This window comes from Intrasporangium flavum, assembly GCF_001956915.1.
Taxonomy (GTDB): Bacteria; Actinomycetota; Actinomycetes; order Actinomycetales; family Dermatophilaceae; genus Monashia; species Monashia flava.
Genome location: NZ_MLJO01000010.1, coordinates 314,909 through 325,170 on the forward strand (window position 1 = coordinate 314,909; position 10,262 = coordinate 325,170).

The 10,262-nt window shown below is 71.2% G+C and carries 9 protein-coding genes; 6 read left to right on the forward strand and 3 right to left on the reverse strand.

All coding sequences use genetic code 11. From position 1 onward, the window contains the following. Positions 1-34: 34 nt before the first annotated feature. The 3 genes from BIV28_RS20245 to BIV28_RS09060 are packed head-to-tail and all read left to right on the forward strand — an operon-like array spanning position 35 to position 3,358. Positions 35-949 carry a polysaccharide deacetylase family protein gene (locus BIV28_RS20245; protein ID WP_242652859.1) on the forward strand — a complete coding sequence of 305 codons (915 nt, stop codon included), beginning with the start codon at positions 35-37 and terminating at the stop codon, positions 947-949. Then, positions 946-2,295 (forward strand): YncE family protein, encoded by a 1,350-nt coding sequence (locus BIV28_RS09055; RefSeq protein WP_076261103.1) that lies wholly within the window; start codon positions 946-948, stop codon positions 2,293-2,295. Before BIV28_RS20245 ends, BIV28_RS09055 begins: the two co-directional genes overlap by 4 nt. A gap of 28 nt (positions 2,296-2,323) precedes the next feature. After that, complete coding sequence (locus BIV28_RS09060) at positions 2,324-3,358, forward strand: cytochrome c oxidase assembly protein (protein WP_076261105.1); 1,035 nt, start codon at positions 2,324-2,326, stop codon at positions 3,356-3,358. 98 nt (positions 3,359-3,456) lie between these two features. Here BIV28_RS09060 and BIV28_RS09065 read toward each other — a convergent pair whose 3' ends face one another. Together BIV28_RS09065 and rpsO are read right to left on the reverse strand one after the other, a co-directional pair. Beyond that, positions 3,457-5,697, reverse strand: coding sequence for a polyribonucleotide nucleotidyltransferase (locus BIV28_RS09065; RefSeq protein WP_076261106.1), 2,241 nt, complete (start codon positions 5,695-5,697; stop codon positions 3,457-3,459). A 185-nt stretch (positions 5,698-5,882) separates the two neighbouring features. Next, on the reverse strand, positions 5,883-6,152 hold the full coding sequence (gene rpsO / locus BIV28_RS09070) for a 30S ribosomal protein S15 (protein ID WP_076261108.1): 270 nt from the start codon (positions 6,150-6,152) through the stop codon (positions 5,883-5,885). Between the two features lie 251 nt (positions 6,153-6,403). Here rpsO and BIV28_RS19990 point away from each other — a divergent pair, with 251 nt between their 5' ends. Further along, the gene (locus BIV28_RS19990) at positions 6,404-6,559 is read left to right on the forward strand and encodes a DUF6131 family protein (RefSeq protein WP_207555864.1); all 156 of its coding nucleotides are present in this window, start codon (positions 6,404-6,406) and stop codon (positions 6,557-6,559) included. Positions 6,560-6,648: 89 nt separating this feature from the next. Here BIV28_RS19990 and lpdA read toward each other — a convergent pair whose 3' ends face one another. Then, the gene (gene lpdA, locus BIV28_RS09075; RefSeq protein ID WP_076261110.1) at positions 6,649-8,046 is read right to left on the reverse strand and encodes a dihydrolipoyl dehydrogenase; all 1,398 of its coding nucleotides are present in this window, start codon (positions 8,044-8,046) and stop codon (positions 6,649-6,651) included. 186 nt (positions 8,047-8,232) lie between these two features. Between lpdA and BIV28_RS09080 the strand changes: the two genes are divergently transcribed. Continuing rightward, positions 8,233-8,550: a DUF3311 domain-containing protein gene (locus tag BIV28_RS09080; protein ID WP_076261111.1), complete on the forward strand. Its 318-nt coding sequence runs from the start codon at positions 8,233-8,235 to the stop codon at positions 8,548-8,550. Continuing rightward, positions 8,547-10,220, forward strand: a complete 1,674-nt coding sequence (mctP, locus tag BIV28_RS09085) for a monocarboxylate uptake permease MctP (RefSeq protein WP_076261113.1) — start codon at positions 8,547-8,549, stop codon at positions 10,218-10,220. The genes BIV28_RS09080 and mctP overlap by 4 nt, the downstream gene beginning before the upstream one ends. The last annotated feature ends 42 nt before the right edge of the window (positions 10,221-10,262 follow it).

Sequence of the window (10,262 nt, forward strand, 5' to 3'; positions counted from 1 at the left end):
GCCAAAACCCAGCGGCGGGCGCGAGCATCCGCGCGTGAGCACCGACCCCGAGGGCGACCCCAGCCCCGACGCGCCCGACGCCGCCCCCGACGCCGTCCGCGCCACCCGCGTCGACCGACGCGTCTTCCTCGCCGGCCTGACCGGCTCGCTCGCGATGGGTGCCGCAGCCTGCTCCTCCCCCGCCACGACGGACGCCGGCGCCACCACCGAGGGCCGGTCCACCGCAGGCGCCGGGCACTCCGCCACGACCACCGCCGGGTCGACGCCCGCACCCTCCCCGCCCACCACCGCGTCGGCCACCACGTCGGCCACCACGTCGCCCGGACGCCCACCGGCCGTGCTGCTGACCGACGGCCCCGACGTCGTCCACGGGTCGCCGGCGGCCCCACGCGTGGCGCTGACCTTCCACGGCGCCGGCGACCCCGAGCTGACGCGTCGCGTCCTCGCGCTGCTCGCCCGCCATGACGCGCGCGTCACGGTCTTCGCCGTCGGCACGTGGCTGTCGGCCAACCCCGACCTCGGCCGTGCGGTCGTCGACGGCGGCCACGACCTCGGCAACCACACGTGGTCGCACCGCACCATGCCGCGGCTCGACGCGGCGACGGCCCGCACGGAGGTCGCCCGCGGCGCCGAGGCGGTGGCCGCGGTGGCGGGCTCCTCGCCGCTGCTGTTCCGGCCGTCGGGCACCCCCACCTCGACCGCCACGATCCGTGCGGCGGCCCGCGCTGCGGGGTACCACCGTTGCGTGTCCTACTCCGTCGACCCGCGCGACTACGCCGACCCCGGCGCCGCCGCCGTCACGGCGCGGACGCTCTCCGCGGTCCGCCCCGGCAGCATCGTGTCGCTGCACCTGGGGCACGCGGGCACGGTGGCCGCCCTCCCGTCGGTGCTGTCCGGCCTCGCCTCGCGCGGCCTCGCCGCCGTCACCCTGAGCGAGCTGCTCGCATGACGCGCCGCTCCCCCGCCGGCCCCGCCCGGCTCCCGGCACCGACGGCTCTGAAGGCGCCGACGGCTCTGAAGGCACTGACGGCGCTGACGGCGCTGCTCCTGGTTGCCGCGTGCTCGGCTCCGGTGACCACGCCGGGCACCGACCCGGTGACGACCGCCCCGCCGGGAGCGTCGGCGTCCGGCACCCCGGCGGGCACGAGCACGCCGACCGCGGGCACCACGACCTCCCCCACCGGGCACCCGGCCGACGCGTCGGCGACGGGGATCGGGCTGACCCCGCCCTACGCGCGCACCGGCGCCGGCGACCTCACGACGACGGCCCGCGCCGCCCGTTCCCTCGTCTACGTGCCCGACCAGGTGGCCGGCCTGCTGCAGGTCATCGACCCGCGCACCGCCCGCGTCGTGTCGACCCGGCGCGTTCCGGCCTCGCCCGAGCACGTCGTGCCGTCGTGGGACCTCACGCGCCTGTGGGTCAACTCCGACAAGGGCAACGCGCTGACCCCGATCGACCCGCGCACCGGCACGGTCGGCCGGCCGGTCGCCGTGCGCGACCCGTACAACCTCTACTTCACCCCCGACGGGCGCTACGCCCTCGTCATGGCCTCGCGCTTCCGGGCCATCGACGTGCGCGACGCGCACACCATGCGGCTGGTCCGGTCGCTGCCGGTGCCCGCCTGCGCCGGGGTCAACCACGCCGACTTCACCGCCGACCTGCACACCTTCGTCGCCAGCTGCGAGTTCAGCGGCCGGTTGCTCGTCGTCGACGCGTCGGCCACGCACGTCGAGAAGGTCATCGACCTCAACCACGTGCACACGCCCGGGGCCACCCCGCCGATGGGCCCAGGGAGCATGGCCGGACCGCGGAACGGCCTGCAGCAGGGCGCCACCGCGATGCCGCAAGACGTGCGCCTCACCCCCGACGGCCGGTGGTTCATGGTCGCCGACATGCTCCGCAACGGCGTCTGGTTCCTCGACGCGCGCACCTTCCGCCTCGGCCCGTTCGTGCACACCGGGCTCGGTGCGCACGGCATCTACCCCTCGCGCGACGCGTCGCGGGTCTTCGTCTCCAACCGCGACGCCGGCTCGATCACCGTCTTCGACGCCACGACGAACCGCCCGGTCGCGACGTGGAAGCTCCCCGGGCACGCGACGCCGGACATGGGCGGCGTCAGTGCAGACGGGAGCCGGCTGTGGCTGAGCGGGCGCTACAGCGCCGAGGTGTACGTCATCGACACGACGACCGGACGCCTCCTGCACCGGATCCCCGTCGGGGCCGGTCCGCACGGCCTGCTCGTGTGGCCGCAGCCGGGGCGGTTCTCCCTCGGTCACACCGGGAACATGCGATGACGCCCGACCCGGGCCCGTCGGGGCACCGGTGAGCTCCTTCACCCCCACGGACCTGCTCACGGCGTGGACCCTGGACCCCGTGGGCCTCGCGCTCGTGCTCCTCGCGGCGCTGCCCTACATCGTGCTCGGGCGCCGGTCGGCGCGGGCCGGGCTGCGCCCGTCGGGCTGGCGCGCGGCCCTCTTCGGCGTCGTCGGGGTCGGCTCGCTCGCCTACGCGGGCTGCGGCGCGCTCGCGGTGTACCGGGCCGACGTCTTCTGGGTCGGGGCGCTGCGCGTCGGCGTGCTCGCGACGCTGACCCCGATCGGGCTCGCGCTCGGTGACCCGGTCGGGCTGCTGCGCCGCCTCCACCCCGACGGCGGGCACGCGCTGCTGCGGTTCCTGCGCGGACGCGTGTCGCGTGCCCTCACCTTTCCCGCCGTCAGCACCGGCCTCGCCACCGGCACGCTCCTCGTCGTGTTCGTGACGCCGGTCTTCACGTGGTCGGTCACCTCGCGCCTCGCCGGCGCCGGGCTCGACGTCGTGCTGCTCGGCACCGGGCTGCTCTTCGTCGTGCCGCTGCTCGGCGAGGACCTGCTCCCGGCGTGGGCGACGCCCCCGGTGCGCACCTTCCTCGCCTTCGTCGACGGGCTGCTCGACGCCGTGCCGGGCATCGTCGTCATGACGGCCACGACGATCCTCTCCCCGGGCTACCCCGGCTTCTCGAGCGGGGTCAGCGGCCTGGACCCGCTCCAGGACCAGCGGCTCGGCGGCGGGGCACTCCTCGCCGTCGCCGAGGCCGTCGGGCTGCCGGTCATCGCCGCGGTCTTCCTCGAATGGATCCGCACCGACGAGCAGGACGCCCGCGTCGCCGACGCCGAGGCCGACGCCGCGCAGGCGGCACGGGTGGCGCAGGCGATCCGCGCGGGCGAGGGCACCCAGTCAGGCCCCGGCCGGGCCGGAGGGCCGGTCCCGACGCAGGACGCCGGCGCGTCCGGGCTGTGGTGGGAGCAGGACCCCCGCTTCGCCGGTCGCTACCGGCGGGCCGCGCCCGAGGCCGGAAGCGACGCGGACGCGGACGCCTAGGAGGACGTCGGGCTCACGCCCGTGCCCGCCCGGGGACGCGAGCGGCCCGCCGCCCCGGAAGGGGTGACGGGCCGCTCGTGATCCGTGGACGGGTGAGGTCAGACCTCGGCCGTCTCGGTCGCCTCGGCGTCGGCCGGAGCCTCGCCCTTGGCCTCGTCCTCGGGGAGGACCGCAGCCAGGGAGAGCTTGCCGCGCGGGTCGATCTCCTTGAGCTCGACCTGGACCTTCTGGCCCACCTTGACGACGTCGTCGACGCTGTCGATCCGCTTGCCACCGACGAGCTTGCGCACCTCGGAGATGTGCAGCAGGCCGTCCTTGCCGGGCAGCAGCGAGACGAACGCCCCGAAGGTCGTCGTCTTGACGACGGTGCCGAGGAAGCGCTCGCCGACCTCGGGCATCTGCGGGTTCGCGATGGCGTTGATCGCCGCGCGAGCCGCCTCCGCCGACGGGCCGTCGACCGCACCGATGAACACCGTGCCGTCGTCCTCGATCGAGATGTCGGCGCCCGTGTCGTCCTGGATCTGGTTGATCATCTTGCCCTTCGGGCCGATGACCTCACCGATCTTGTCGACGGGGACCTTCACCGTGATGATGCGCGGCGCGTACGGGCTCATCTCGTCGGGCACGTCGATGGCCTCGGCCATGACGTCGAGGATGTGCAGACGCGCGTCGCGGGCCTGGGTCAGTGCGCCCGCGAGGACCGACGCCGGGATGCCGTCGAGCTTCGTGTCGAGCTGGATGGCCGTGACGAACTCCTTGGTGCCGGCGACCTTGAAGTCCATGTCGCCGAAGGCGTCCTCCGCACCGAGGATGTCGGTGAGGGCGGCGTAGCGCGTCTCGCCGTCGACCTGGTCGGAGACCAGACCCATCGCGATGCCGGCGACCGGGGCGCGCAGCGGCACACCGGCGTTGAGCAGCGACAGCGTCGAGGCGCAGACCGAGCCCATCGACGTCGAGCCGTTGGAGCCGAGGGCCTCGGACACCTGGCGGATCGCGTACGGGAACTCCTCGCGCGTCGGCAGGACCGGCATGAGCGCACGCTCGGCCAGGGCGCCGTGACCGATCTCGCGGCGCTTCGGCGAACCGACGCGGCCGGTCTCACCGGTGCTGTAGGGCGGGAAGTTGTAGTTGTGCATGTAGCGCTTGCGCGTGACGGGGCTCAGCGTGTCGAGCTGCTGCTCCATCTTGAGCATGTTGAGCGTCGTGACACCCATGATCTGGGTCTCGCCACGCTCGAAGATCGCCGAGCCGTGCACGCGTGGCAGGACCTCGACCTCGGCGCCCAGGGCGCGGATGTCCTTGAGGCCTCGGCCGTCGATGCGGACCTCGTCGCGCAGGATGCGCTGGCGGACCAGCGCCTTCTGCAGCGAGCGGAACGCGGCGGAGATCTCCTTCTCGCGGCCCTCGAACTGGTCGGCGAGCTGCTCCTTGACGGAGGCCTTGATCTCGTCGAGGCGGTCCTCGCGCTCCTGCTTGCCGGCGATCGTCAGCGCCTGCGCGGTGTCGGCCGACACGGCGGCCTCGACGGCGGCGTAGGCGTCGTCCTCGTAGTCGAGGAAGACCGGGAACTCCTCGACCGGCTTGGCGGCCGCGGCGGCGAGCTCGGCCTGGGCCTCGCACAGCTGCTTGATGAACTTCTTGGAGGCCTCGAGGCCCTCGGCCACGACCTCCTCGGTCGGAGCCTGCTTGCCCTCGTTCTTGACGAGGTCCCACGTGGACTCGGTGGCCTCGGCCTCGACCATCATGATCGCGACGTCGTCACCGACGACGCGACCGGCGACGACCATGTCGAAGGTCGAGCGCTCGATGTCCGAGAAGTTGGGGAAGGCGACCCACTGGCCGTCGATGAGCGAGACGCGCACGCCACCGATGGGGCCGGAGAACGGCAGGCCGGAGATCTGCGTCGAGGCGCTCGCGGCGTTGATGGCGAGCACGTCGTACTGGTGGTCGGGGTTCAGCGAGAACACCGAGATGATGACCTGGACCTCGTTGCGCAGACCCTTCTTGAAGGTCGGGCGCAGCGGCCGGTCGATGAGGCGGCACGTGAGGATGGCCTCGGTGGACGGGCGACCCTCGCGGCGGAAGAAGCTGCCGGGGATCTTGCCGATGGCGTACATCCGCTCCTCGACGTCGACCGTCAGGGGGAAGAAGTCGAACTGGTCCTTCGGCTGCTTGCCGGCCGACGTCGTCGACAGGAGCATCGTGTCGTCGTCGAGGTAGGCCGTGACGGCGCCGCCGGCCTGCCTGGCCAGGCGCCCGGTCTCGAACCGGACGGTGCGGGTGCCGAAGCTGCCGTTGTCGATGACGGCCTCGGCGAAGGTGATGTCTGGACCCTCCATGTGGGCCCTCGCTTTCTTTTTCTCAAGAGCCGGTGCACATCGTCGTTGTGTGCCCGGTTTCCCTTCTGGTGGTGCCACGGGCCCGCAGGCCCGCGAGTGCGGTGGGGGGCGGGACGCCGACCCGGCCGCACCTACGACGAAAGGCGGTCACCGCGCACGCGCGGGGACCGCCTTTCGTCACATCGTCATCGACGCAGGCCGAGTCGCTTGATCAGCGAACGGTAGCGCTCGATGTCGGTGGTCTCGAGGTAGCGCAGCATCCGCTTGCGCTGGCCCACGAGCAGGAGCAGACCACGACGGCTGTGGTGGTCGTGCTTGTGAGCGCGGGCGTGCTCGGTGAGGTCCTTGATGCGCTGCGTGAGCAGTGCGACCTGCACCTCGGGGGAGCCGGTGTCGCCCTCCTTGGTGGCGTACTCGGCCATGATCTTCTTCTTGACGTCAGCGTCCAGGGGCATGGAAGACCGACTCCTTCTCTTGTCGTTGCGCGGTGCGCCAGGGCATGTCCACCTGGGCTCTCTCTTTCCGCGGCCGGAATACGGCGTCCCCAAGCGTAACAGCGCAGGCCAGCACGGACTAATCGGCGCCGGCCACCCGGCCCGGGACGGGCGCGTCACCGTTTCGTGACCCGACGGGTGTTGATGCCGCGACGTCCCCGGGTACGAAACAGCTGTCTCGGGAACCCACTCCTAAGGAGCGAAGCGACACCATGATCATTCTCGGTCTGATCCTGCTGATCATCGGCCTCCTCGCCAAGATCAGCATCCTCACGACGATCGGCATCATCCTGCTGGTGGTCGGAGCCGTCCTGTACGTGCTCGGCGCGACGGGTCGTGCCATCGGAGGACGCAAGCACTGGTACTGATCGACAGGTCGCATCAGACGTCGAAGGGCGCCCCACGGCTCGGCCGTGGGGCGCCCTTCGCGCGTCGGGTGCGCCTCGGGCGCGACGCGTCAGAAGTTGATCATGTGGCCGGCGATGCCGTGCACGGCCTCCTTGACGGCCTCACCCAGCGTCGGGTGGGCGAAGACGGTGCGCGACACCTCATCGGCCGTGAGGTCCCAGGTCTGCGCGAGGTTGAGGACCGGGAGCAGCTCGGTGACGTCGGGGCCGATGAGCGCGGCGCCCAGGATCTCGTTGTGCTCGGCGTCGGCGATGACCTTGACGAAGCCGACCGGCTCGCCCAGGCCCATGGCCTTGCCGTTGGCCGAGAACGGGAACGTCGCCGTCTTGACGTCGTGGCCGGCCTCCTTGGCCTGCGCCTCGGACAGGCCCATCGAGCCGATCTGCGGCTGGCAGTACGTGGCCCGCGGGATGAAGCGGTAGTCGATGGCCATCGTCTCGACGCCGGCGAGGGTCTCGGCCGCGACGATGCCCATGGCCTCGGCGACGTGGGCGAGCATGAGCTTGGCCGTGACGTCGCCGATGGCGTAGACGTTCGGCACATTGGTGCGGCAGAACTCGTCGACGGCGATCGCGCCGCGGTCGGTGAGGGCGACGCCGGTGGCCTCGAGGCCGTAGCCCTCGGTGCGCGGCGCGAAGCCGATGGCCGACAGGAGGCGGTCGGCCTCGAGGACCTTCTGCTCGCCGCCGGCAGCCGGGCTGACGGTGACGCGCACGCCCGAACCGGTGTCCTCGACCGACTCCACCTTGGTGCCGAGCAGGACGGTGACGCCAAGCTTCTTGTAGTGCTTGAGCAGCTCCTTGGACACGTCGGCGTCCTCGGTGGGCACCATGCGGTCGAGGAACTCGACGATGGTGACGTCGACGCCGAAGTTCTTCATGACGTAGGCGAACTCGACGCCGATGGCGCCCGAGCCGGCGATGATGATCGAGCCCGGCAGCTCGGGGTCGAGGATCTGCTCCTCGTAGGTGACGACGTTCTTGCTGACCTCGACGCCCGGGATCATCCGGGTGACCGAGCCGGTCGCGAGGATGAGGTTGTCGAAGGTGATCGAGCGCTTCTCGCCGGAGTTGAGCGCGACGTCCATCGAGGTGGCGGAGGTCAGCGTGCCCCAGCCGTCGATCTCCTCGATCTTGTTCTTCTTCATGAGGAAGTGGACGCCCTTGACGATGCCCTCGGAGACCTTGCGGCTGCGGGCGTGCGTCGGGCCGAAGCTCATCGTGGCGTCGCCCTCGATGCCGTACTTCTGCTTCTCGTGCGTCAGGGTGTGCGACAGCTCGGCGTTCTTGAGGAGGGCCTTGCTCGGGATGCAGCCGACGTTGAGGCAGACGCCGCCCCAGTACTGCTTCTCGACCACGGCGACCTTCTTGCCGAGCTGCGACGCGCGGATCGCCGCGACGTAGCCACCAGGACCGGCACCGAGCACAACGACATCGAAATCAGCCATGGGGGCAGCCTATCCGTGCGGGCGCGTGCTCCCGACCGCGGTTCCACCCAGCCGACGGCGACGTCACGAATCGGGTGTCGATCGGCAACTGCCGGTGTCACACCCCCCCATTCGGGGCATGGGCGGGAGTACGTTCCGACACGCACGGCCGGACCGACCCGGCCCCGACCAACGGAGGTCACTCGCGTGAGTTCCACTCCGCACCGCCACTCGGCGCCACCGGCGAACAAGGGCCTGCTGGCCGTCGCCGGGGTGCTCCTCGCGATCCCGATCGCAGCCCTGATGCTCGTCGGCACCTACGCCAAGGACGAGCCGCGCCTCGGCGGGTTCCCCTTCTTCATCTGGTACCAGTTCCTCTGGGTCATCCTCTGTTCCGCCCTGACGTACACGGCCTACCGCCTCGTCCTCAAGGCCCGTCCGCACGTCCCGATGAGCTCCGAGGGCGACTCCTACGAGGACTCCTACGACGACACGTCGCGAGACCGAGAGGACGGAAGCCGATGAGCGCCCTCGCACCCGCTGCCACCGACACCGGCGTCAACGGCGTCGCACTGGCCGTCCTCGTCTTCTTCTTCGTCCTCGTCGCCGGTGCCGGCTTCTGGGCGGCGCGGTGGCGGCGCCCGGCGAGCATGGACAGCCTCGAGGAGTGGGGCCTCGGCGGCCGGAGCTTCGGCACGTGGATCACGTGGTTCCTGCTCGGCGGTGACCTCTACACGGCCTACACCTTCGTGGCCGTGCCGGCCGCGATGTGGGCCTTCGGCGCGGTCAACGGCTTCTTCGCCGTGCCGTACACGATCGTGCTCTACCCGATCATCTTCGTCTTCATGTCGCGCCTGTGGTCGGTCTCGCACCGGCACGGCTACGTGACGCCGGCCGACTTCGTCCAGGGCCGGTCCGGCTCGCGCGGGCTGTCGCTCGCGGTCGCGGTCACCGGCTTCCTCGCGACGATGCCGTACATCGCCCTGCAGCTCGTCGGCATCCAGGCCGTCCTCGAGGTCGCGGGCGTCGGCGGCGGCGGCAACTGGCTGGCCAACGACCTGCCGCTCTTCATCGCCTTCCTCGTGCTCGCGCTCTACACCTACACCTCGGGCCTGCGTGCGCCGGCGATCATCGCGTTCGTCAAGGACATCCTCATCTACCTCGTCATCATCGTCGCGGTCATCTACCTGCCCTCGAAGGTCGGCGGCTGGGGCCACGTGTTCGACGCGGCCAAGGAGAAGATGACGACGACGACGAACCCCGCCACGGGCAACCCGAACGTCTTCATCCCGGGCCCCAAGGCCTACTGGGCCTACGCGACGCTGGCCCTCGGATCGGCGCTGGCGCTGTTCATGTACCCGCACTCGGTCACGGCCAGCCTGTCGGCAAAGAACCGCAACACGATCCGCAAGAACGCCTCGATCCTGCCGGCGTACTCGTTCCTGCTCGGCCTGCTCGCGCTGCTGGGCTGGGTCGCGATCGCGGCGGGCACCAAGCCCGTGGGCCTCGACGGCAAGGTCAACGGCCAGCTCGTCATCCCGCAGCTGTTCGAGGACATGTTCCCGGCGTGGTTCGCCGGTGTGGCCTTCGCCGCCATCGCCATCGGCGCGCTCGTGCCGGCCGCGATCATGTCGATCGCCGCGGCCAACACCTTCACCCGCAACATCTACAAGGCGTGGCTCAAGCCCGACGCGACCGAGAAGCAGGAGGCGCAGGTCAGCAAGATCACCTCGCTCGTCGTCAAGGCGTTCGCGCTCGTGTTCGTCCTCGCCCTCGACAAGAGCAACGCGATCAACTTCCAGCTCCTCGGCGGCATCTGGATCCTCCAGACGTTCCCGGCGCTGGTGTTCTACCTCTACACCCGCTGGTTCCACCGGTGGGCGCTGCTCGCCGGCTGGGCCGTCGGCATGGTCTACGGCACGGTCGCCGCGTACAACGTGACGAACAAGGCGACCGGCGCGCACTTCGCCGGGTCCGTCGCCAACATGCCGCTCATCGGCCAGCTCGGCTACATCGCCGTCACGGCATTCGCCATCAACGTCGTCGTCGCCGCCGTGCTGACGCTGGTGCTCCGTGCCGCGAAGGCGCCGGAGGGCCACGACGAGACGATCCCGGCCGACTACTTCGCCGACGCGGGCGACCCCCGCGTCGAGAAGCTGAAGACCGGACCGCACGAGCTGACGCCGTCGGCCTGAGCGCCGACGCGCACAGCAGGTCGGCACGACGCAGGGCCGGGT

Excerpts from the sequence above, each read along its gene's own strand:
- BIV28_RS09055 (WP_076261103.1), top strand. The coding sequence starts at position 946 with ATGACGCGCCGCTCCCCCGCCGGCCCCGCCCGGCTCCCGGCACCGACG.
- BIV28_RS09065 (WP_076261106.1), bottom strand. The coding sequence starts at position 5,697 with ATGGAGGGTCCAGACATCACCTTCGCCGAGGCCGTCATCGACAACGGC.
- rpsO (WP_076261108.1), bottom strand. The coding sequence starts at position 6,152 with ATGCCCCTGGACGCTGACGTCAAGAAGAAGATCATGGCCGAGTACGCC.
- BIV28_RS19990 (WP_207555864.1), top strand. The coding sequence starts at position 6,404 with ATGATCATTCTCGGTCTGATCCTGCTGATCATCGGCCTCCTCGCCAAG.
- lpdA (WP_076261110.1), bottom strand. The coding sequence starts at position 8,046 with ATGGCTGATTTCGATGTCGTTGTGCTCGGTGCCGGTCCTGGTGGCTAC.
- mctP (WP_076261113.1), top strand. The coding sequence starts at position 8,547 with ATGAGCGCCCTCGCACCCGCTGCCACCGACACCGGCGTCAACGGCGTC.